The 22,578-nt window shown below is 41.5% G+C and carries 19 protein-coding genes; 7 read left to right on the forward strand and 12 right to left on the reverse strand.

Going from position 1 to position 22,578, the window contains the following annotated elements:
* Positions 1-120: 120 nt before the first annotated feature.
* From F1644_RS05635 to F1644_RS05685, 11 genes are all read right to left on the reverse strand, one after another.
* Entirely contained in the window at positions 121-2,424 is a 2,304-nt protein-coding gene (locus tag F1644_RS05635) for a Gldg family protein (protein WP_118304745.1), read from the reverse strand.
* An 8-nt stretch (positions 2,425-2,432) separates the two neighbouring features.
* Complete coding sequence (locus F1644_RS05640) at positions 2,433-3,359, reverse strand: ABC transporter ATP-binding protein (protein ID WP_118304746.1); 927 nt, start codon at positions 3,357-3,359, stop codon at positions 2,433-2,435.
* A 206-nt stretch (positions 3,360-3,565) separates the two neighbouring features.
* Entirely contained in the window at positions 3,566-5,131 is a 1,566-nt protein-coding gene (locus F1644_RS05645) for a PKD-like family lipoprotein (RefSeq protein ID WP_168044359.1), read from the reverse strand.
* Between the two features lie 19 nt (positions 5,132-5,150).
* On the reverse strand, positions 5,151-5,846 hold the full coding sequence (locus F1644_RS05650) for a DUF4843 domain-containing protein (RefSeq protein WP_158571901.1): 696 nt from the start codon (positions 5,844-5,846) through the stop codon (positions 5,151-5,153).
* A gap of 17 nt (positions 5,847-5,863) precedes the next feature.
* Positions 5,864-7,348 carry a RagB/SusD family nutrient uptake outer membrane protein gene (locus tag F1644_RS05655; RefSeq protein WP_087421248.1) on the reverse strand — a complete coding sequence of 495 codons (1,485 nt, stop codon included), beginning with the start codon at positions 7,346-7,348 and terminating at the stop codon, positions 5,864-5,866.
* Positions 7,349-7,360: 12 nt separating this feature from the next.
* The gene (locus F1644_RS05660) at positions 7,361-10,756 is read right to left on the reverse strand and encodes a SusC/RagA family TonB-linked outer membrane protein (RefSeq protein WP_229782435.1); all 3,396 of its coding nucleotides are present in this window, start codon (positions 10,754-10,756) and stop codon (positions 7,361-7,363) included.
* A gap of 104 nt (positions 10,757-10,860) precedes the next feature.
* Complete coding sequence (locus F1644_RS05665; protein ID WP_118304750.1) at positions 10,861-12,021, reverse strand: FecR domain-containing protein; 1,161 nt, start codon at positions 12,019-12,021, stop codon at positions 10,861-10,863.
* A gap of 380 nt (positions 12,022-12,401) precedes the next feature.
* On the reverse strand, positions 12,402-12,974 hold the full coding sequence (locus F1644_RS05670) for an RNA polymerase sigma-70 factor (protein WP_118304751.1): 573 nt from the start codon (positions 12,972-12,974) through the stop codon (positions 12,402-12,404).
* A gap of 138 nt (positions 12,975-13,112) precedes the next feature.
* Positions 13,113-13,493, reverse strand: coding sequence for a VOC family protein (locus F1644_RS05675; protein ID WP_118304752.1), 381 nt, complete (start codon positions 13,491-13,493; stop codon positions 13,113-13,115).
* Between the two features lie 47 nt (positions 13,494-13,540).
* On the reverse strand, positions 13,541-14,263 hold the full coding sequence (locus F1644_RS05680; protein WP_118304753.1) for an MBL fold metallo-hydrolase: 723 nt from the start codon (positions 14,261-14,263) through the stop codon (positions 13,541-13,543).
* A gap of 46 nt (positions 14,264-14,309) precedes the next feature.
* Complete coding sequence (locus tag F1644_RS05685; RefSeq protein WP_118304754.1) at positions 14,310-15,575, reverse strand: uracil-xanthine permease family protein; 1,266 nt, start codon at positions 15,573-15,575, stop codon at positions 14,310-14,312.
* A gap of 740 nt (positions 15,576-16,315) precedes the next feature.
* Here F1644_RS05685 and F1644_RS05690 point away from each other — a divergent pair.
* The 5 genes from F1644_RS05690 (at position 16,316) to F1644_RS05710 (ending at position 19,776) form a co-directional block, all read left to right on the forward strand.
* Complete coding sequence (locus F1644_RS05690; RefSeq protein ID WP_189021501.1) at positions 16,316-16,675, forward strand: hypothetical protein; 360 nt, start codon at positions 16,316-16,318, stop codon at positions 16,673-16,675.
* 9 nt (positions 16,676-16,684) lie between these two features.
* Complete coding sequence (locus tag F1644_RS05695) at positions 16,685-17,260, forward strand: RNA polymerase sigma factor (protein ID WP_118261155.1); 576 nt, start codon at positions 16,685-16,687, stop codon at positions 17,258-17,260.
* Positions 17,261-17,409: 149 nt separating this feature from the next.
* The gene (locus tag F1644_RS05700; protein ID WP_118304755.1) at positions 17,410-18,303 is read left to right on the forward strand and encodes a DUF4261 domain-containing protein; all 894 of its coding nucleotides are present in this window, start codon (positions 17,410-17,412) and stop codon (positions 18,301-18,303) included.
* A gap of 58 nt (positions 18,304-18,361) precedes the next feature.
* Positions 18,362-18,997: a flavodoxin family protein gene (locus tag F1644_RS05705; protein ID WP_118304756.1), complete on the forward strand. Its 636-nt coding sequence runs from the start codon at positions 18,362-18,364 to the stop codon at positions 18,995-18,997.
* A gap of 44 nt (positions 18,998-19,041) precedes the next feature.
* Positions 19,042-19,776 (forward strand): class I SAM-dependent methyltransferase, encoded by a 735-nt coding sequence (locus F1644_RS05710; RefSeq protein WP_118304757.1) that lies wholly within the window; start codon positions 19,042-19,044, stop codon positions 19,774-19,776.
* A gap of 59 nt (positions 19,777-19,835) precedes the next feature.
* Here the strand turns inward: F1644_RS05710 and F1644_RS05715 are convergent, their stop codons facing one another.
* Positions 19,836-20,918 (reverse strand): tyrosine-protein phosphatase, encoded by a 1,083-nt coding sequence (locus F1644_RS05715; protein WP_118304758.1) that lies wholly within the window; start codon positions 20,916-20,918, stop codon positions 19,836-19,838.
* Positions 20,919-21,046: 128 nt separating this feature from the next.
* Here F1644_RS05715 and F1644_RS05720 point away from each other — a divergent pair, with 128 nt between their 5' ends.
* Together F1644_RS05720 and F1644_RS05725 are read left to right on the forward strand one after the other, a co-directional pair.
* Entirely contained in the window at positions 21,047-21,652 is a 606-nt protein-coding gene (locus tag F1644_RS05720; protein ID WP_118304759.1) for a GNAT family N-acetyltransferase, read from the forward strand.
* The gene (locus F1644_RS05725; RefSeq protein ID WP_118304760.1) at positions 21,649-22,578 is read left to right on the forward strand and encodes a DUF1848 domain-containing protein; all 930 of its coding nucleotides are present in this window, start codon (positions 21,649-21,651) and stop codon (positions 22,576-22,578) included. Before F1644_RS05720 ends, F1644_RS05725 begins: the two co-directional genes overlap by 4 nt.

The following is a 22,578-nucleotide window of genomic DNA, read 5'->3' on the forward strand; positions in this document are numbered from 1 at the left end:
ATAATTTTACCTATACTTAAATCTAATTCGAAACGCAACGATAAAAACCGCCTCGTTTCGAATTAAAAATGTCCAACTTTCCGAGCAATACAATCTGTTTATCAGGTAATTGCCAAAAATTTATCGTCCTCGTCTCCTTACCCACACGATAACTCCAGTTATCAACAACAATCCCGGCAACACCCACCAGAATAACCAAGTAGTCACACGCATCCCCGCCTTTCCTAGCTCAATCTTTCTATCTGGAGCCGGATCCCGACGAGTATCAACAGGTACCTCACCATCCGACAACCAGTAAAAGGAACCGGACACAAGTAAATAATTCGTGGCAGCAACCTCTCGACGATTTCGACTTCCCTCCCCGTTACTCAAACAGTCAGCATCTCCCAACACCACTATTTTTTGTACTTTATCACCCACCTGACGTTGTAAAGCTAAAGCTAGCGGCCACGACTTTTCTATTTCCCCGATAGCAGTATTCAATCGCACTGTATCATCCAAAAAATCTGTTGTTTCCAACTCATTCCAAACTCCTATAGAATCGCTCATTAACATTGGTATCACCCGAAACCCTTTATCCTCAGCATATTCCATCGGACAACAAGAGGGCATTGTAGCTACCGTTCCATAACGTACCATAGAAGTAAAAGCATAAGCGATATCCGTAACAGTTGCCGGAGTAGCTTTACCTAATATCAAATCTGCCGGATAATCCTCTGTCGGACGTACCAACACGCCCGGCAGAAAACGAACACCCAATGGTTCCACGATCGGATTCATCTCCTCAACTCTCCGGGGCTCTCCTGCTACCAACAAATTCCCCCCACGATCTATATATCGACTTAACACGGCATATTCTTCTGGAGAATAAGCAGTCTTGACATCCGCTATAACTAAAATACTTATTTCTTCCGGGATATCCTGTTCCAAACGAACTTCGCACACGTCAAAACCTTGATTAATCAAAGCATATCTAGCCGGTTTATCGTAAGAAAAACGCAAATAATCACGATCTCCTCCTTTGTGAATATCACGCTCCCCATGTCCCGTTACAAAACCCACTTTGGGTAGTTTCATCACGATCCGCTTGATCGCCGCAGCTATCTCTTTTTCATCTGGATGCACGATCATATCATCGTATATCCTTAAAAAAGTCTTTTCTCCACTTTCCCGCTCGATCAAACGTACAAAATTCTTGGCCTCCCCAGCCAATTCCGGGTATTGTACAACCACCTCTTCATAAGGGCGTACCTTTGCGGTATCCAATTTCCAAACTTCAGCTACCTCTGCCATTTTCTCCCGTAAAGTATGATTCGGAAAATGACGATCCAACACCACATTCGTGGTCGTATCATAATAATAAACATACTTCAATTTAATCTCAGGCTTAAAACGAATGAACTTAGACAAACGCTCTTTATCCCGATTTATATTTTCAGGCGAGGCATACGCATTACGCGACGGGGCTATCAAATTCGAAAACGTAGTAATTGTCATTCCTCCTTCTGCCATTTTCACGATTTCCTGACTATTCTGAGTTAATGTATTTACTTTCATTCGGGTAGCATCATGATACCATTTCAACACGGGCAACGTCGTAAAATATCCGAGCATAACAGCCAACACACAAATCCCAATATATTTTCCCAAATTTATCGCTAAAGTACTTTTCTGCCGAACAGCATTCAAACGCAAGACAGACAACGAGATAAAAAGGGCCGAAACCAAAACAAAATATGCGATATCCTCAGAACAGATCATCCCATTAGCAAATTGATTAGCACGTCCGTTAATAGCCAACCAATAAGTCAAATCCCGTACAAATTCAACATGCTGCCAAGAATTCCCAACATATCCCAACACGGCAAACATCGCAATCGTTCCAATTGCCGCAACGACCTGATAGGAAGTTAAACAAGACATAAACAAACCAATAGACGCATAAGTACAAAATAACAAATAGACGCCCAACATACCCACCAGAACAACCGGCATATCAAAATTCTGAACGATACATGCACTATACAATACCACAATAAAAACTCCCCCCATCATACATAACCCATACACCATCATGGCAAGAAACTTACCCAAAACAATTTGAGTATTCGTGATCGGGGAAGAATACAGAAGTTTTATAGAACCACTACCAAATTCCCGACTCATCAACCCCATCGTTAGCAAAGGAACGTAAAAATACAAATTTCGTTGAATTGACTCGAATAACCCTCTCAGTCCTGAAAATATAGACATCGTCAAATTCCCTTGCACACGCCCTAACTCCTGCCCCATCACTTTCGGCTCAAGAATAGAACAATAAGTCATTCCAACTTGAAACAAGAAAATAACCAGAATTAACCAGGCTACCGGGGAATAAAACAACGTTTGCAATTCCGTCAATGCTAATTTATATATTTTTTTCATATCACTTACTATTTACTTTTTTTAGACAACTCTGCAAATATTGAATCCAAAGAACTCTTTTCCTGACGAATCTCTGTTAAATGCCACCCCTTACGCACACTGGCTTCCACCACCCGGTCTATCACATCCATAGCGTCATTATATTTCAACCGATAATGGATTCCACCTAAATAATTCACGTCAAGCACACCCTCTAACTCCTTCAATTCAGCCTCCCCCGGATTTTCTCGTAAAGAAACGAATATCGTATTCGGAATAATATAATTATCAAAATCCCGAACCGTTCCCGAGAAAATTAATTGTCCGTTTTCAATCATAAAAATATGATCACACACCGCCTGCACCTCCGGCAATATATGTGTTGAAAGAATCACCGTACGCTCCTCGGCTATCTTTTTAATTAAATTCCGAACTTCAGCAATTTGATTCGGATCCAACCCGTTTGTCGGCTCATCCAACACAACAAAATCAGGGTTGTGAATAATAGCTTGAGCAATCCCGACCCGTTGTTGATAACCACCGGAAAGATTACGAATCAACCGATTACGGAAATGTGTTATATTACATTGTTCCAAGACCCGATCTATCGCCTCTCCCACCTGTCTACCCGGAATATCCCGCATATTAGCACAATGTTTCAAATACTCCTCCACCGTAAGATCTACATGCAACGGGGCCTTTTGCGGTAAAAAACCGATTAGACGTTTAGCCTCCACCGGATGTTTACGAGTATCAATGCCTCGGATAAACACATCACCCTCGGTCTGTTTCAAAACCCCACACATAATATTCATCGTGGTCGACTTTCCCGCTCCATTCGACCCCAATAACCCGTAAATACCATGTTTATTTATTTCCAAACTTATATCCTTAACGGCCCAATGAACCGAATAGCGGTGAAAAAGATGCTCCACCTTCACAATAGATTGTTCCATACATTTTTGTTATAAGATTTACACAATACATTCCACTAAAGGTCTTTTATAGATCTTTATCAATTCTCGATTTAATAGATTCAGTGATTTCAAATTTCACTCGCATCGCAAAGTCCCCTTTACAATCACTGAATCATTCTACCAAACATTACACATTAAATTTACATGATTATAATATCAAACTTGTTTCCCCCGACAAACTCTTTTTACTCATCGGTTTTCGGCATATTATATTTATTCCAATTCGACCATTTAAATTCAAGATCAACAATTCGCCCGAAACCATCTTTTTGATAAATCAAATGCTTGGGGTCAAAAAGATGTTCATTCTTTATCGTAAACGTTGCGAAAATTCCATTAGCCGTCACAACACCTAACTCTGTTTCCGACGAGTTGGTCTCGATATCCACAATCACATCTCCCCCTTCAACCTCATCAAACTTGTAAGCTTTCTTGGTTGACAAATCATACCAATAAATCGTATTACCACTCGAAAAGAAAAAGTACGCACGTTGCCTTAACCGATAAAACTTAGAATCTTCACTCAAATATTTCGTCCCGTCAAAATTCGATTGGTCACAGCTAGACATAGCTATTGCAGAAAAAGGCGGGTTTACCGTGGGAACAAAATAAGCCACTCGCATATTCAAAGCTTTCACGACATCTCCTTTCCTGAAAAGGGCAAAAGTGGGTATATCACTCCACGATGCTTCTTGTCCGGAACGCATATACAACAAATCCCAGTCCCCGTAGTCATTCAAATTTATCAACGTGTCCACGTCAAGCATACGAATTGGATAAAACTTCTTGATAGCAGAAGTATTATACCCGCTCCCAAACCACAACAACCGACGATTTTCAGCATCATTAAAAGCATTAAAAAAAGCTGCCGTGGGTTTTCCGGTAAAAATGATATCCCGAATATTCAAACGCTCTCCTTCCAACTGCATACGTACACCCGTGAAAGGAGTCGTGAATAAATCGACCTTTCTACCATCATCAAAATAATCCCTAGAATATAGATTTCCATTCTCATCCAACAAAAAATCCACCCCGTTTCCCCAAAAGAAATCCTTCACATTCAATCCGACAGGTACATCCCCCACGAAATCCTGGGCAACAGTCATTTCTTTGATATAAGAAGACCCATTCAAATACAATGCCCCACTCTCTTGAATCACGACCACAACCGTACTATTATTATGTATGATCTGTCTCAATCGTTTCGGTCCACTCCCCAAACTCTCATTCGGGTAAAGTGTTTTATACAAATCCGAGTACTCCGTATAGAAACGCTTTTTATCATCCGTCATTTCCGGCCGAATATACGACAAGGCAGACTCTCCACTTTTCTCACTCAAAATCAACCAGCCTTGACTCAAAGCCGCCTGTCCTGTCAACGTCACCTCATCGGAAGAATGCACAACCTTCGTGCGCAAATCCATAGCACACATTCTCACCCCTACACTCTTCTCCGCATTAGGATAAAAATCCAGATCGAAACCGACACAGGCCGTGTCAACAGCGGCAATGCCTTCTTTTTTATTCATTATCTCCCACCAATAACTGTAATTCACGGAATCTCCCTCTTGCTCGTATATCACCTTTGGAGAATAAAAATAACGCTCTCCCAAATAATACGTCTTATTTTGCGGATTCACTTCAAAAGTAATCCCATTCGTGGGGGTATAATCATAATGCCCTTTATCCTCGTAACAACCATTCAGCATCAATACTCCGGCCACAAGACTGATATAACTAATTTTATTCATAACTTTTTCCAATTAAATATTAACCTCTCACCGGAACCTCTGTTATGTCCGCCAATTTAATCCCATTATATTCTGTCACACCAGCTTTTTCCTGATCTTCCAACCAATACTTAAACTGCAAAGCGTAAGCACGTTTCTCGGCTGGTGACTTTTCACTTAAGTCCGTTTGATTCGTAACGATAATAAATAACGTATATTTATCATCACTATACGTACCCAAATAATCATTTATGATACCCCGATCCCACCAATCCGGTTGAGATATTTTATCACTAACTCGCACGATGGCATAATCATTATCCGAAGGAATAACCGTGAAATTCCCATTATCTTTTAAACGCAAAACAATCCGGAACTCATCCTTTTTCATATCTGCCGTACGATTTAATTTCATCCGTAAAGTGTCAGAAAAAACACCGGCCCCGAAAGTCACTCGTTCCAGTGAAAAGTGAGTACCCTCAATACCGGTACTCATATCTTTATCCACAACCACCTCGTAATCCAAAGCCGAAGCGAGCACGTTTCCCACAATCTCTACCGGCAACTTTACCTCGAACGAACTTGCTGTCGGGTAATTAACAAACGACACTCTTACCGAATCTTGGTAGGTACTCGTAAAGCGAATATAATTCTCCGGTGCATTATACCTCATAATCTTCTCTTCACTACAAGAGAAAAACACCAAAACAAGGAAAATAACATATATCTTATTCATAACTCTACACTCTATCATTAAATATCAGTTTCACTCTCCGGTACGGGAACAACCCAATGACCAGTCATATCAATCGGATCTTCCTCCCCATTATACATATCCCGTCCTAGGCGCTTATGCATATAAAAACTACCACCTTCCGACAATGTCTCCCGGATTATATCATTATACAAGATTTCCAAGAACTCGTCTTTACTCGTCACGTTCAAAGGAATTTTCGCTTCACGAGCCATTCTTAAAGTTTGAAGAATCGATACCGCACGAGGCAAATCCGTATCAGCCAAACATTCACACATAATATGATACACCTCGCTCAAGCGAATCACCGGAGCCAAAGGCCCTTGATACGCAATTATCTCTTTAGCCTTATCAGTTAACGCATCCGGACTTTGCCATCTCAAGGAAGTATAATCACTACCAATCAACACTTTCAACCTACAATCATCCTTATCTTCTCCAAACAACAAATCCGTGTTTTTCAAATAATAAAAACTACCCGGTCCCCGGTCTGCCTCGAATAACTCATACTCGGTTTGATTTACCGCAGTGAACAAGATATCCTCATACATCTTACGATACACATCATTTTTAGTACTAGCTTCCCCCATATTAGTCACTTTCGTGAAATAGAACCAATTCTTTCCAGACAAACCATCCGGCCCGTAAGCATAAACATCACTTGCACACCGCAAAGCGTTCACCTTATCCCCTTTCCATAAATATGCCCGGGCTAGCAAGGCCGAAGCGGCAAAATAATTCATTCGCGTAGCACGCCCGTTAAAAAACAACCCGCCTCTTACCGTCGACATATTCGCTTTAATCCTGGCTTCCACACTTTTAACAGCTGTCACATTATACAACGTATCATGATATGCCAAACACGTCTTTGCTGATTCCAAATCCTCGATAATCCTTCCCATCACGTAATCAACAGTCTCTTTCTCTGGAAAATGAAGAGGATAACTCGTCACGTAAGGAATATACCTCTTGCCGTCATCCTGCACGGGTGCCGGAGCATACAACCTCATGATCTCAAAATGCATCAACGCACGCATCCCCAAAGCTTCCCCCAACACTAAATCCCGTTCCACTTTCCCGTAAGGGAAAAACGTTGTATCCTTCGTTTCTACCTGCTGTATCAAATTATTACAATTTGCAATCACGTTAAACGCCCGTTTCCATATCGGATCCGTTATTTTATTCGCATTCGAAGTACCGTAGGTATAACTTGCCAGGTCCCAGTAACGAGAATTAACATTATCATTGTCATAATTTTGCCCCAACACGCTGGCTGCCCCCCAGGTCAAATCACGCCCGTACAAATCCTGCTGACTAATCAAATAATACAACCCGTTTATCGCTGTCCGAAACCCCTCATAGCTCCCGTATAATTGTTCCTGTGTCACGGTTGTACTGGAATCTACGTCCAACCAATCATTACAAGACCAACACGTGACGCAAGCTATGATCCCTGCACATATTTTATTCCATGTTCTTTTCATAACTAAATTCCTTTAAAAAGTTGCATTCAAGGTAAAATTAAATGTTCTCGCAAACGGGTAAGACAACCCTCTTTCTCGTTTTACCGAGGACGTGTAAGCAATCTCGTTCATATTCAACTGAAGTTTCATCCGGCTAAAACCAATTCGACTAACCAAATGAGGATCGAACTCGTATCCTAAAGAAAGAGAGTTACAATTCACCAAACGATTTCTTTGAACAAAACGGGAAGTTGGACGGGTCACCTGGTAACGATCCTTGATCGATTTCAACGGGGCAACATCCCCCGGCTCCAGCCAGCGTTGCGTGTACACTCTTTTGTCCACGTTACTACCCCATATATCGGCACACTCCACGTTATCCACCAAAGTTGAATTATACAAATCACCTCCTGTCTCGAACAAAGCTGCCGTAAACAATGTCCACCTCTTCCAACGGAAATTGAATCCAAAAGATCCCTGCAACTTAGGCTCCGTATTACCCACTACAACCTGATTCGTCGTATTCCAATCATAGGTAACATTTCCATTTGCATCAAGAAATACTTCTTGCCCGTTCGCCGGAGATATTCCCAACGACCGAACAGCATAGATTGACGTCAATGAAGCCCCTTCCGTGTATTTCAACAACGGTTTATTATAATTAGGATACTTCGAATAATAATCATCCACCTTCTGATTATATTCTTTCAACGCATCAGAAATCTCCATTATTCGATTTTTGTTATGAGATGCACGGAAAAACACGTTCAATCCCCAATCCTGCTTTTGAATCGCATTCACGTTTAGGTTAACCTCAACACCCCGGTTTCTCACTTTACCCATATTATCTTTATAACTCGTAAAACCCGAAGACGGCACAATAGCTACATCCGTGATCAAATCATTTGTAACCTTATCATACCACGACAAATTAAGTGTATAACGTTTAAAAAGAGTCAAATCCAACCCTAAATTCAACGTTGACGTTTTCTCCCACGACAAATTCTCATTCCCCATATAAGTCAATGTAGCTCCCATCCCGGTCGTATGCCAAGCTCCCGCCTGCACCGTATACGTGTGACGAGCGGCAAAAGGAGGATAATTCACCTTACCAGTCTCTCCCCATGTCCCTCGAATTCGTAACTGAGAAAAAACACGGTTATCCACTAAAAATCTATAATTATGCATGTTAACTCCCAATCCGGCAGAATAAAAAGTTGCAAAACGCCGGTCACTACCGAACTCGGACGATCCATCCGTTCGAACGGAAACATCTACCAAATAAATATTCTTATACGAATAATTCCCCATCATAAACACCCCGAATAACCTCGTGTGGTTATCAGAAAAAGTGGGTATATTACTAGATAATTTATTAGCATACTGAGGTTTATTCAAATCAGAAGAAGGGAATCCTATATATTTTGTTGACTCATACTCACTTTTAGAATCCTGCACGTTCATCCCCACGCTCAAATTAACATTATGATCTTTGAACACCCGATTATAACTCAACAAAAGACTCATATCCCAACTAAAATTTTCCGATCGCGACTCGCTCAACGTACCTCGTTCCAAAACATCCTTACCATCAAAAGTCGCGGAAGCTGGATCTTTAAAGTTCCGTGTTTTCGTATCCTTATAGTTTATACTCAACGTACCTTTCAACAAGAAATTCTCTAAAAAAGTAATATTAAACCCTAGATTATTCGTGAATTGATTATAGCTACTTCCACTCTCGTTATTCACCATCAACGCCTCGTAAAGCGGATTCACCGATCCGGAATTCTGCCCGTAAACTTTGGGTAAACGATTTACTAACTCCCCGGTTTCCAAATCATATGGGGCAAAATAAGGTTGCATTTTTACATAATCTCCAAAAGAACCGTAAGGAGAATTCTCAGAAACCGTACGAGCAAAAGAGACATCATTTGTCACTTGCCACGATTTCATCCGGTAATCTAACTTCAACCCAACACTAAAACGTTCACGTAAAGACTTCTTCATCACCCCGTTATCCATTCCATAACGTAAATTCAACGCAAAACGAATCGCCTCCATCCCCCCGTTTATATTCAAACTATGATTATGATTAACTCCCGTCCGTAAAGGCTTAGAAAGCCAATAAGTGTCTACCCCGCGAGTTACATAATTATTCTTCATTCTCCAATCTGCCAACCGGGAAGCATAAGTAGTCCCCAATCCCAAAGGATCATCCGCATCCAACAAACCTGCTGCAACTTCTGCCTCTAACTTTTCCCGGGCATCCATCAAGCTATAAGATGTCAAATCCGGCTGCGTTATAGACCCTGTCAAATTATACGTCACGTTCAATTTTCCCACGGTCGGGGCCACCGATTCGATAACAATCACTCCGTTAGCTGCACGAGAACCGTAAATCGCTGTTGCCGCCGCATCTTTCAATATCGTTATATTCTCAATCAGATTCGGGTCCATATCATAAATCTTCTCCGCAGACACTTCATACCCGTCTAAAATAAAAACAGGTAAATTCGGGTTAGCTGTTAACGCATATTCCGACGTTTCAGATTGCAACACCTCTAACTCGGAGACTCCACTAATCCCAGAACGCCCCCGCACGTAAAACTCTGGTAATGTATTCGGATCAGATCCCATCTCGTTATTCTCCATGATACGTAACGAAGGATCAAAAACCTGCAAAGCTGCAATCACATTACCTTGAGAAACCTTCAATAATTCTTCCCGCTTTACTTCCGTGTAAGCTCCCGTAAAACTAGATTTACGAATGGTTGCATATCCTGTAACAACGACTTCCTCAACTTCCGTCACATCCGGTTTCATCCTCACGTTCACAACCTTCGTACTATCCTCAACTACCACTTCCTGCTTCTCGTAACCGATTGATGTAAATACCAACGTCACGGGTAGTTTCATTGCCAAAGCATATTTAAACTTCCCGTTGACATCGCTAGAAAATCCCACGCTCGTACCTTTAATTAAAACCGTCACCCCAGGCAAGGGCTGCGCATTTTCGTCATACACGAAACCATTAACCTCTTTTACCAATTGCCCCTTTTTCTCTTCCCACACTTCCAAGATCAACACGAAATTCTCCTTTTCCTCATAGCGAACCTGTTTACCATTAAATATCTGTTTCAACGCATCTTCAATAGTCACGTTTTTCAAATTCACACTCACCTTCTCATTCATATCCACTTGCACATTACTATAAAAGAAATCTTTGCCAAATTCCTTTCCTAACGCCCGTAACGCTTGATTTATCGACATATCTTTTACCTCTAAAGACACCCGTTTCACTTGCGCACACGCTATTTCGGGAATATGCACGAGCCCCAACAAACAGAAGGATATTACCAACCGCATCATTACAATGATTTTTTTTCGTCCTAACCGCAATAACGGATTAGGCTCTCGATTTTTTTTCATATATTTGTAATTAAAGTTATACATAGCCTTGGTTCCGTTACACTATTGGGAATCAAAGCAATTGACTTATTCAAGTCGAAAGTGTCTAGCCACACTTTCGACTTTTATCTTTTTGAAATAATTATACTATTATCCTTTACTCGAAACTGCACGAAACTCGTGGCCTCGATCATTTCAATCAAATCCTCCAAAGGACGGAATTTCAACACCGCACCCGAAAAACGGACTTCCTTTAACGCCTCCTCTTCGAAAGATATATTCACGTCATACCAACGAGATACCTGACGCACAAGCTCCTCCAACCGAACATTATCGAAACTATATTTCCCTGTTATCCAAGAGGTTTCGAATGCCACATCCACCTTACGAACCTCAATATCTTCTCCCGCTGTCCGAGCTTGCTCTCCCGGTTTCAACTCCACGAACTCCCCCTTCTGCAATTCCACCCGTACCATTCCATTTACCAATGTAGTTACCACATCTCGATCATCCCCGTATGCAGACACGTTAAATTCAGTCCCTAAAACTTGCACTTTCGCTCGTTCCGTTACCACACAAAACGACCGTAATGAATCTCGTTTCACCTTAAAATACGCTTCTCCCGTTAAATACACTTGCCGTTCCTCTCCTATAAAGCGCTCTGGAATTTTCAACGACGAGGCTGAATTTAACCAGACAATCGTACCATCCTCCAGAACAACACGATACTCCCCCCCTCGAGGAATGACCAACTCATACATTTTATTCTCTTTTACCTCATCAATTTTGTACCCTTCATAACGTAACACTTTATCAGAATCGATGCGTACGATCTTTTCTTCACTTCCTAACAATACGGTATCTCTCATTCCTTCATCTATTACTATTTTCTCTCCGCCAGCTGTAACCAAATAAGCACGTTCATTTCTAGGAACAGCCCCCTCCGCAAAAAAACGATACATTTTCTCCTCATCTTCCAAATTCCACCAAAACAAATATCCCCCCACACTTGCCCCCAATATCCATAAAGCCACATAACGCATCCAAGTTGCAATAAGACGCACCCGTTTCTTTCCTCGTTTTTTGATGATTTGTAAACATTCTTGAACATCTGGATGAAATTCCACTCTCATCACATCCAAATGCTTACGTACAGTTTCAAATTCCCGGTACACACGTTCATGTTCCACCGACTCTTCAATCCATAATTGAATCTCTCGCTCTTCCTCAAACGAAAGCTCTCCATCCACACGTTTTATCAATAATTCTTCTATTCTCTCATCCATACAAATATCAGCTTATCTATTACTCAACAAGAGGACGCACAAAAAGAAAAAAAGGGTAAAAGAAAAATGAAAGAATTTTCAAAAAAAATAAATTTTAGCAATGCTGACATAGGTTTGCCCTGATTTACAGTAGCTTTTTTAGGACAATACAGGGTGAATTCAGGCAGAAGACAGGGATCAATGACGTATCAACTTCGTTACAAAGACGTATCAAAGACGTTCGAGAACGTCTTTGATACGAAATTAGTAGGCTTTTGCCCTATGATTATCTGGTAATTACCTTAAGTGTCTATCCTTTCTTCACGTGGTAACATACGTATTCTTATATTTAGGAATTCAGATTTCGCTACAAAGTTGTATATAAGTACCAATATTCTAATCTAATAGCGATTCAAACGAAACAGACCATACAGTAACACAAGTTGCCCCGTTGAAAATTTCTTCCTTAACTCTCGATAAGCTATTTTCATTTGACCTTTCACGGTGTTAATCGATATATCCAATCTCTCTGCTACCTCAGCATATTTCATATCTTCCAAAACAACCAACTTCAAAACAAGACGACAACGTTCGGGCAACTCCTCCACAGCATCCCAAACAAACTTCCAATCCTCTAACAACGTTTCTTCCACCTCTCGTTCTGCAATAACCTCCAATCCCTCACTCGGTTTTACACGACGAATATAACTGACACAACCATTTCTAACCGCAACATACAAATAACTATCCAGCGAGACACCATTACTAATCCTCAAATTATTCTCCCAAATCTTTATAAAAACATCTTGCACAATATCCTCTGCGGCTTCGTACGAACCAACAAACGCCCGGGCAAACCGACATAATTCCTTGTAACGAGTTACAAATAAATAGTCAAACGCTGATTCTTGACCACTTTTCAAATCACTTATCAATACATGAATATCATGCTCGTATATGTCACATTCTTTCATAAAGATTTCCTAATTTCTACCCATGTAACTACCAAATACTCTCCCTAAATAAATTTTTAACCACCAAAATACACTTCCATTCTCAAAAATAGTTTATTTTCATCTAATAAACTACAATTACAACTCTTTTTGCTCTCATCATTTTTGTTCCGGCAAAATCTCTATCCAATAACCATCCGGATCATTGATAAAATAAAGTCCCATATCCGTGTTCTCGTAGCACACACAATCCATCTGTTTGTGATAGGCCCGGACGGCATCATAGTCCCCAGGGACACGCATACAGAGATGAAACTCCCCTTCCCCTAGATCATAGGGTTCCTTGCGATCCCTCAACCAAGTTAATTCCAATAGAAAACCCGTCTTCTCTTCTCCCATATACACTAAAATAAAAGAACCATCCGGAGCTTCCATCCGACGTACTTCCTTTAATCCCAACGCTTTCTCGTAAAAGCGAATACTCCTATCCAGATCAAGTACATTAAAATTGAAATGATCAAATCTACCCTTTACTTCCATATATTAATTTTTAATTTATAATTTTAGATTGAAGAAATTTACCCATTCTAAATTTTAAACTCTTCCCCCCTATAAGTCAATTCCACGAAACGCACGCCCCGACTTTCCGCATATTCTCGAAAAGCATGGGTATGGGCATACTTCTCATCGAAATGCATCGGGACAAACATCCCCACACGAAAACGATCCACGAATTGCTTGGCTCCCAACATATATTCCCGTCCTAACCGGGGATCAACGGGAAACATCACAAGATCCATCCGGTCTGTTCTCCGGGCAAGTATCTCCAATTCAGCCAAGTAAGCGTTTCCCGCCTCACGAACTTCCTCTTCTGTCGATTCCTCCTTCCAATGCCAGTTATTCAAATCCCCGGCATGAAAAATCAATTTCCCATCCAGCCGTAAAAGGAAAGAAATACCTAAATCCGTTGATCCAAAGGCCTCTACCTCCAACACCCCATCCGACCAGGTCTCACCTTTTGATAAATAACAAGCATCATTCAATCGAGCTAACCCATTTTCAAGAATATCTTTTGAAAAAACATATTGAATATCCGGATGCATCTTCTTCCACTTCAACACCTCCGGGTTAAAGTGATCAGCATGAGAATGAGAGGACAACACGTACAATTTTCCGGGTCGTTTGATCAACTCATCGTGTACAACTCCCGTCAATGGTTGCGATGCCGAGTCTTTATAATAATCAATGATTACCGTAAAACTCTCTCCCACCAAGGCAAAACAACTATGGTATATATAAATTAATTTCATCCTATTTTCTATCTTTCCATTATATACGAAACACTCCTGTCACAAGTTATTTCTTCTTAAAAATCAAGTGTTCCATGATTAACACGGTAATCACCCCCATCACGAAACCATTCCCGACGATCGGCTTGAACAAAGAAGGTATCAAATTCAACACCTCCTCCGGGGCAAACGATAACAACAGGGCAACCATCAACGGTAACCCCACAACGACCCCGCTATCAAAATCCGTGATCGCCTTCTCCCTTACCAACATCTGTAAGCCGGCGGCCAATTGCGTCGCCATCAAATAGAGCAAAATCGCACCCATCACCACACCCGGTATCGTCACCAACATACCCACAACAGAAGGAAAAAAGGCACACAAAATCAATCCAGCCCCGGCAGGTAACAAGGTATAACGAGAAGCGCACCCCGTGGCAGAAATCACTCCCGGACTCATGGAGTAATCCACCGGGCCAATCACGCCGAACAAACCGGACAGGACGTTCGTCACTCCCACGATCCCGACACCCCGAGTTGTACGCTGATCCATTCGATCAGCCTGTAACATATGTCCAACGGCTTGTATTGAACCAAGCTCGTTCACGATCAAAGCTATATAACAAAATAAAAAGGCCAGAATCGTCCCCGCCTCGAAGTCCAATGGGAAATTAAAAACAGTCGCTTGTTCCGGTATTATCCCGGCTTCCGTTGAAGGCAACATCGGAAAACCAAACACCCCGTAATACACCAACACGCCCCCCACAATTCCCCATAACACCGTGGTTGACTTCCATATTCCCCGCAACAATTTATTCCCGATTACCAAAGCCAGCACCATCACCAGCGTGAGAAACAAATTAAACAAAGCATGTACCGCGTCTCCCAACACTAGTTTCAAGATTACCGGTGTCAGCGTGAATGCAATCAAAATCAAGATCACCGTAACGATACGGGGCGTAAACACGAATTGCAACTTTCCCAATAACCCGCTATATGCCAGCACAGTCAACACGAGACCGCCCACCATAATCCCCGTGTAAACAGCCGGAATCCCCGACGACACGGTGGATAGAATCCCAATCAACAACACCGATGCCGGTCCGATAATCAGCGGCAAACGATGTCCCCACAACACCTGTACAATCATCGCTATCCCCATGATCCCGAACAATTTTTGCAAATAAAATGTCTGCTCCATCACATCCGTGTAATGAAGTTGCGACACGATAATTCCCATGATCACCACACAAGGAAGGGAGACAATCCACCACTGCAACCCGTACATCAACATGGGTAACATCCCCGGCTTATCATTCAACTCGTATTTCATATTCTTCTAATTTTAGTACGTAAAAATAGCACTTTATAGATTCCTATTCAAAAAAAACGAGAACATTTAAAGCCTGTTTAAATTTTGTTGAACAAACTTTTGTCGTTGCTTGATTACCTCTAGGTCATGCCAATGTTCCTTCAATGTTCCTATATGTCTTCGTCTTGATTCATGCCGCGTTTAAATGTGTTTCCTCCGGCGATCACTCGCAAGTGACACGGAGAAAGCACGGAGAAAGCACGGAGAAGACCTAGCCAAACAATAGAGTAACAGCGTATTAGATGAGTAGCGAAGCACTTGTTGGCAGATAACTATCTTATATCAAGATAGTTGATCTAAAAAAAAGACATATAGACTCAAAAATTCCTCTTCCTGCAAGGTTGTTAGATAAATCTTATTCATGGTCATTTAATGACGTGGTAAGCTTAAACCTTGGAATAACCTGTCTCTTGAACAACTGGCCCCAACATTTTTATCTTATCAACGCAAAATTTAAACAGGTTTTTAAAATATTATTATTTCTCATTCGTCTACAATAATAGAAAGGCTAGTCAATAAATATAAATTTAAAACAAACAAAGCCATGAAACGCTATCAAGAAACACTGCTCAAAGACTTCGAAATATTACTTCCTTACATTCTTCTTTTGGGAGTTCTAGTATTACTTGCAATATCCGTATATTTGTTGCAAGATTTCACGAAGATATATCAAATTTACACGACATGCTAAAATAAACGTCATGAGAAATTTTAGACAAAACAGAGGAGTATTCTCCCTATTCATGCTTATCGGTCTGACTGCCATTGTTGCCGCCATCATGCTTTTATGGAATTACTTGATTCCCTCCATCATCGGTTGGACAACTATCAATTACTGGCAAGCTCTTGGACTTTTCGTCCTCACCCGCTTATTATTCGGTGGTTTCCATGGTCACGGATTCATGAGACCTCCCGGAAAACCCGAACATTTACACCATTTATGGGGGAAAGTCAAAAATATGTCTCCGGAAGAACGACGGAACTATATCCGTCAACGATTTGAAGAACGCCAACAAGTATTCAACGATGACATTTTCGGAGAAGAAAAGCCAAAAGAATAACCCTTGACAATGGATAAGCAACAAGACCAGCCTCCCCGTAAGATAAACATATCAGAGGTTTTCAAGAAATATCAGGGGCAACTAAAAAGTTTCATTGCCAAACGGGTTACCGCCAAAGAAGACCGGGAAGACATCCTACAAGATGTCTTTTACCAGTTACTTAAAACGGACCCGGTGGCTCCTCCCGTGCAACAAATTTCGGCTTGGCTCTACACAGTTACCCGCAATCTTATCATTGACCGGAAAAGAAAACATCGGGAAAAAGAAATACCGCAAGCCCGAACAGAAGAGGGAGAAACGTTTATCCTGAAAGAAGTATCCGAATGTCTCTTTGATGCGGACAATTCTCCGGAAAAAGAATACATGCGCTCATTGGTCTGGGAAGAACTTGACAAGGCCTTGGCAGAACTTCCCGACGAGCAACGAATTGTATTCGAGTTGAATGAATTACAGAACTTTTCATTCAAAGAAATATCAGAAAGTTCCGGTATTCCAGTCAACACCCTTATTTCCCGGAAACGATATGCCGTTCTATATCTCCGGGAAAGACTTTACAATATATACGAAGAACTACTTGGCGAATAAGTACTTCTGCATCCGAAACAGTCAAGCGATCACCACTCACCATCAAAAGCCCTATTCCCTTAACATTTTCAAGACATGAGGCGCAAGTATTTCTACAAAAAATCCGTATGTTTGCGAGTAAAGTTTTAACCATTTAAACAACACGACACATGGACGATCAGCAAAAAGATCAGGAAGTATTTCGCCAAAATCTGAACGAGAAAGGAAATTTCCAAACTCTATTCCAAATATACCTGCTATTTACCCACAAAGGTTCACGCCCTGACGGGAAGGATATTCAGAAAACATTATTATCCAAATTCGAAAAGGTAGATATAGTAGCCAACGTGAAGGATTCTCTCTCAACTTTTGCTATCTGGAAATACATCGTGGAATACAAGGATAATCAACGACTGCCCGCACAAGTATTGATGTCCGACTTCGAAAACTTCGATGGAAACAATATCGACTTGATGCAACGCAGTCAGTTATGGGATTGCCCGGAAAAAGACGAGATTCTCGCCAATTGCAAATATAAAATCATGCTTTCCGACTTCATGGCTTCCGGTCTCCCTTATAAAGAACGTTGTGCCATGTTAACGGAATGGCTGGAAACTACCCTCGAACTATTTCCGGACTGTGTTGCCGTGTGGACTCCCTCAAGCGGCAAACTGCTAACCCGTGAACAGGTTTTAAACAACCCGTGGGCCGCTCCAGCACGATTCCTTCATTTTGGGATGAACATTCGTTTTTTCAACATACAAAACACGAACGACATGATGGTGGACACGCTCGGGCTATACGCTATCGGTTTACCCGACATCCAGTACCATTTCCACGATCTGGATCCCAACGCCGTGGTTAACCATGCCTACAACGCTGCGGCATACATTTTCGACACGAACGCTTCCATCAAGGACGGGGAAACCATCGACGGGATCTCGGAACAAGGCATTGACCGCAGCATACAATGGAAATGCCAATACGAACGATCCCTCATCCAACCCGACCGGGAAGTCATGGACATCTGTCCCGGAGAATACGCGGCAGGTGAAAGGGAATAATCCGAACATCTATCAAAAATACTCGTAAAAGAGAACAACAATCAAAAACAAAAAACACATGAAAGTAATAGCAATCAACGGAAGTCCCCATCCACAGGGGAACACCTTCCATGCTTTAAAAAACATTGGTGAGGAATTAAAAAAAGAAAACATAGAGTTTGAAATACTCCAAGTCGGGAGCCAGAATATTCACGGGTGCATGGGATGCAATATGTGTTTCCGGAACAAAAACGAGAAATGCGTAATCACAAACGACTCATTCAACGAACTACTACAAAAGATCAAAGACGTTGACGGCATTATCCTAGGTTCACCCGTTCATTTTTCCGGTATTGCCGGAACCATGAAATGCTTTCTCGACCGGGCATTCTACGTTTCCGGGGCTAATGGCAACTGGTTCCGTCACAAGGTCGGTACAGCAATTGTTGCTGTTCGTCGTTCAGGAGGTTCCCATACACTCGACGGGCTGTATCATTATCTCACGTATTCTGAAATGCTTATTCCCTCATCTAATTACTGGAACATCATCCACGGGTTGAAAGCCGGAGAGGCCATTCAAGATGCAGAAGGAAACCAAATCATGCGAGTACTTGGGAAAAACATGGCATGGCTACTGAAAATGAGAGAGCAAACAAAAGATACACTTGCAGCCCCGGAAACTGAAACCAAAATAATGACAAACTTTATCCGGTAAATGTAAACACACCAATCTCTTTCGCAGAGAAATTATACTTTATCATGAAAGAAAATAAATACGACGACGAGAAATTCTTCCATCAATATAGTCAAATGTCCCGTTCCGTAGATGGCCTTAAAGGAGCCGGGGAATGGCACGTATTACAAAAAATGCTCCCGGACTTCCAAGGGAAACGAGTACTGGATTTAGGCTGTGGTTTCGGGTGGCATTGTCAATATGCTATTGAACATGGCGCAGTCCACGCCTTGGGAATTGATCTTTCACACAAAATGTTGGAAGAGGCCACCAAACGAAACAACTCTCCTCGCATCGAATACAAATGTATGGCGATCGAAGACTTTGATTACACACCCGAGAGTTATGACATTGTCATCAGCTCTCTTACCTTTCATTATTTGGAATCATTTCCGGATATTTGCAAGAAGGTACACCGATGCCTCACTCCCGGGGGAGCCTTTGTTTTCTCTGTCGAGCATCCCGTGTTTACAGCTTACGGTAGTCAAGACTGGTTCTATGACAAACAAAGAAACATACTCCACTGGCCGGTGGACCGCTATTTCTCGGAAGGAAAACGAGAGGCCATTTTCTTGGGCGAAAACGTGACCAAATTCCACAAAACACTAACTACCTATGTAAATGGACTTATCCAAAACGGTTTTGAAATCACCGGACTCGTGGAACCGGAACCGGATAAAACTCTTCTGGATTCCATTCCGGGTATGCGTGACGAACTACGACGTCCCATGATGTTAATCATCGCCGCTATCAAGAAATAAAACATAACAACAAAGCTATTCCCTTTTCCGGGAATAGCCTCAACACAAAACCCCTAATTCTAATACAGATACAACTTACGAAGTTTCTCCACGTCCACCCCCAACTGCTGCACTAAAAACTTATCCATTCCGCCATAATTCTCGTCTATCGTGGTTAATGCCATTTCGATATACTCTTTCTGCACGGAACTAATATAATACATACATTCTGCCATCTTATTATCCCCGTAAAGAGCTTTCATCGCTTCCATGGTCACACCTGTCAACTCGTTTGTCAGCATATAGTCTTCAATTATCGTTTCCCGCTCAACACCCAAAGCTGCCAAAAACAAGGCTGCCGCAAATCCGGCCCGATCCTTTCCAGCCGTGCAATGGAACATCAACGGGGTCTTGTCCGTCTCCATCAACGTTTCGAAAAAAGATTTATATTCTGCCTGAAAGCTGATAACAAACTCCCGGTTCCCGTCTACCAGATATTGTTTAGCCCCCTCCACATCCCCTCTTCTGATAACATCCGAAACATCAATGGAAGACAAATTTCCGGGTTCGATCGGATAATTAATACAATTCACTGTTGTCGTGGGAACCTTATCCGGTTCTGCCTCTTGTTCGCTACTTGAACGGAAATCGATCACAGTCTTTAAGGGGATCGTTGCCAAATACGCTAAATCATCTTCCGTGAGACTGTTACATTTTCCTGAACGGAACACTAATCCCCACTTCACCCGGCGTCCATCCTTCGTTTTATAACCTCCCAGATCCCGGAAATTAGACTGTCCCACCATCGGCAATTGTCTTAATCCCAAGGCCGTTCTAGCTCCACCGGCCCATTCCAAGCAATAGAGCTGATATTTTCCCGTGTTCAATTCTGTCGTTCCCTTCGTATTTCCTTGTAACAAAGGTTCATCAAAAAGAATAGAATTACTATTTTCCCCGCCATACACTTTCCACTCCCCCTCTTTCAATATCTCGATATTGGTCTTTTTAGACTCTTTATCGGCTTTTATTGTCGCATAAGAACTTATATCCGTCCCCGAATACAAACTCGTATCGATTGAATCATCATCCGAACAGGCTACCACTCCAATCAACATGGCAGAAACAAAACACCACTTACTCATTCTTAATAAATACTCTTTCATAATCTTTTTTTCTTTTCATTTGACGCCACAAAGAAAAGCTTGTAATATTACCGAACGATTACATTCTTGTGAAGGAACAATTACTTTGGCTCTTTTCGTATCTTTGCACAGAATACAAATACGGAACAATGAATTATATAGAAACAGAACGGCTAATTTTACGACAATTTACAGAAAAAGATGCAGATGCCTTATTTCTCGTTTTAAGTGACAAAGAAGTAAATACATTTTTACCCATGTTCCCTTTAAAAAACATAGAAGAAACAAAGGCGTACATTCAAAACAAATACATCTCGAACCACATTCAAAACAGAGGTTTCCACTATGCTATCTGTTTGAAAGAAAATAATCTACCGATCGGTTATATTCACGTATCCAGTGATGATAGTCATGATTTAGGCTACGGGCTTAGAAAAGAGTTCTGGCATAAAGGAATTTGTACAGAAGCTTGCCAGACTATCATAAATGTGGTAAAACAATCAGGTATTCCTTACATCACGGCAACACATGATGTTAAAAATCCAAGAAGTGGAAAAGTGATGCAAAATATTGGTATGCACTACCAATACTCTTACGAGGAATTATGGCAGCCCAAAAACATCCTAGTCACGTTCAGAATGTACCAATTAAATTTCGATGGACAAGAGGATAGAGTTTATAAAAAATACTGGGATAAATATCCGGTCCATTTTATCGAGGTGATTGAAGATAAAAAGTTAAACTATTCTATATGATCATCAGTGCAAGCAGAAGAACAGACATCCCCTCATTCTACTCGACATGGTTTCTGAACCGTATCCGGGAAAAATACATTCTTGTCCCAAACCCTTTCAACCCGAAACAAATCAGCCGGGTCAAACTAACACCGGATGTGGTGGACTGTATTGTATTCTGGACCAAAAATCCGGCTCCTATGCTCGATAAACTTAACCATCTAAAAGATTTCAAATATTACTTTCAATTCACACTTAACGCCTACGGGAAAGAAATTGAAACCAATCTACCCTCTTTCGGACAAAGAATAGACACCTTCAAACGCCTCTCAGACCTCATTGGTAAAGAGAGGGTTATCTGGCGTTATGATCCGATCTTGACAAACAAAACCTATAACACTGATTTTCACAAAACTACTTTCTTCAAAATTGCTACACAGCTCAAAAATCACACCGAAAAATGTATGATTAGCTTTATTGACTATTACAAACATATCCGTCCGTCCCTCTCTTCTCAGAATATATACCCGCTTACCCTGGAAGAGATCCGGGAAATGGCATATTCTTTCCGGCAGTCCATCTCCTCGACCCCAATTCAACTAAACACCTGTACCCGGAAAGTAGACCTTTCCGCCATGGGAATTCCTGCCGGAATGTGTATTGACCGGGAATTAATAGAAAGACTCACAGGCTATCCGATTTCCACACAGAAAGATAAAAACCAACGAGACGTTTGTCGCTGTATTGAAAGTATAGACATCGGCACCTATGACACCTGTTTCAATGGCTGCCTCTATTGTTACGCTAACACGGCCGAACACAAACCGCTCCGTAACCTACAAAAGCATGATCCCGCCTCCCCGAAACTCATTGGACAGGTAAACGATGACGACATCATAAAAGATCGAGCCATGTATAGCCTCAGACGTGATCCCACGTTATTCTGA

It is taken from the genome of Butyricimonas paravirosa, assembly GCF_032878955.1.
In the GTDB taxonomy this organism is placed as follows: domain Bacteria; phylum Bacteroidota; class Bacteroidia; order Bacteroidales; family Marinifilaceae; genus Butyricimonas; species Butyricimonas paravirosa.

Bases quoted from the DNA above. Each gene is read 5' to 3' on its own strand.
- F1644_RS05665 (WP_118304750.1), bottom strand. From the start codon at position 12,021: ATGGATGAGAGAATAGAAGAATTATTGATAAAACGTGTGGATGGAGAG.
- F1644_RS05650 (WP_158571901.1), bottom strand. From the start codon at position 5,846: ATGAATAAGATATATGTTATTTTCCTTGTTTTGGTGTTTTTCTCTTGT.
- F1644_RS05690 (WP_189021501.1), top strand. From the start codon at position 16,316: ATGAGAAATTTTAGACAAAACAGAGGAGTATTCTCCCTATTCATGCTT.
- F1644_RS05660 (WP_229782435.1), bottom strand. From the start codon at position 10,756: ATGAAAAAAAATCGAGAGCCTAATCCGTTATTGCGGTTAGGACGAAAA.
- F1644_RS05705 (WP_118304756.1), top strand. From the start codon at position 18,362: ATGAAAGTAATAGCAATCAACGGAAGTCCCCATCCACAGGGGAACACC.
- F1644_RS05680 (WP_118304753.1), bottom strand. From the start codon at position 14,263: ATGAAATTAATTTATATATACCATAGTTGTTTTGCCTTGGTGGGAGAG.
- F1644_RS05635 (WP_118304745.1), bottom strand. From the start codon at position 2,424: ATGAAAAAAATATATAAATTAGCATTGACGGAATTGCAAACGTTGTTT.
- F1644_RS05640 (WP_118304746.1), bottom strand. From the start codon at position 3,359: ATGGAACAATCTATTGTGAAGGTGGAGCATCTTTTTCACCGCTATTCG.
- F1644_RS05675 (WP_118304752.1), bottom strand. From the start codon at position 13,493: ATGGAAGTAAAGGGTAGATTTGATCATTTCAATTTTAATGTACTTGAT.
- F1644_RS05725 (WP_118304760.1), top strand. From the start codon at position 21,649: ATGATCATCAGTGCAAGCAGAAGAACAGACATCCCCTCATTCTACTCG.
- F1644_RS05655 (WP_087421248.1), bottom strand. From the start codon at position 7,348: ATGAAAAGAACATGGAATAAAATATGTGCAGGGATCATAGCTTGCGTC.
- F1644_RS05720 (WP_118304759.1), top strand. From the start codon at position 21,047: ATGAATTATATAGAAACAGAACGGCTAATTTTACGACAATTTACAGAA.
- F1644_RS05710 (WP_118304757.1), top strand. From the start codon at position 19,042: ATGAAAGAAAATAAATACGACGACGAGAAATTCTTCCATCAATATAGT.
- F1644_RS05645 (WP_168044359.1), bottom strand. From the start codon at position 5,131: ATGAATAAAATTAGTTATATCAGTCTTGTGGCCGGAGTATTGATGCTG.
- F1644_RS05695 (WP_118261155.1), top strand. From the start codon at position 16,685: ATGGATAAGCAACAAGACCAGCCTCCCCGTAAGATAAACATATCAGAG.
- F1644_RS05700 (WP_118304755.1), top strand. From the start codon at position 17,410: ATGGACGATCAGCAAAAAGATCAGGAAGTATTTCGCCAAAATCTGAAC.
- F1644_RS05670 (WP_118304751.1), bottom strand. From the start codon at position 12,974: ATGAAAGAATGTGACATATACGAGCATGATATTCATGTATTGATAAGT.
- F1644_RS05685 (WP_118304754.1), bottom strand. From the start codon at position 15,575: ATGAAATACGAGTTGAATGATAAGCCGGGGATGTTACCCATGTTGATG.
- F1644_RS05715 (WP_118304758.1), bottom strand. From the start codon at position 20,918: ATGAAAGAGTATTTATTAAGAATGAGTAAGTGGTGTTTTGTTTCTGCC.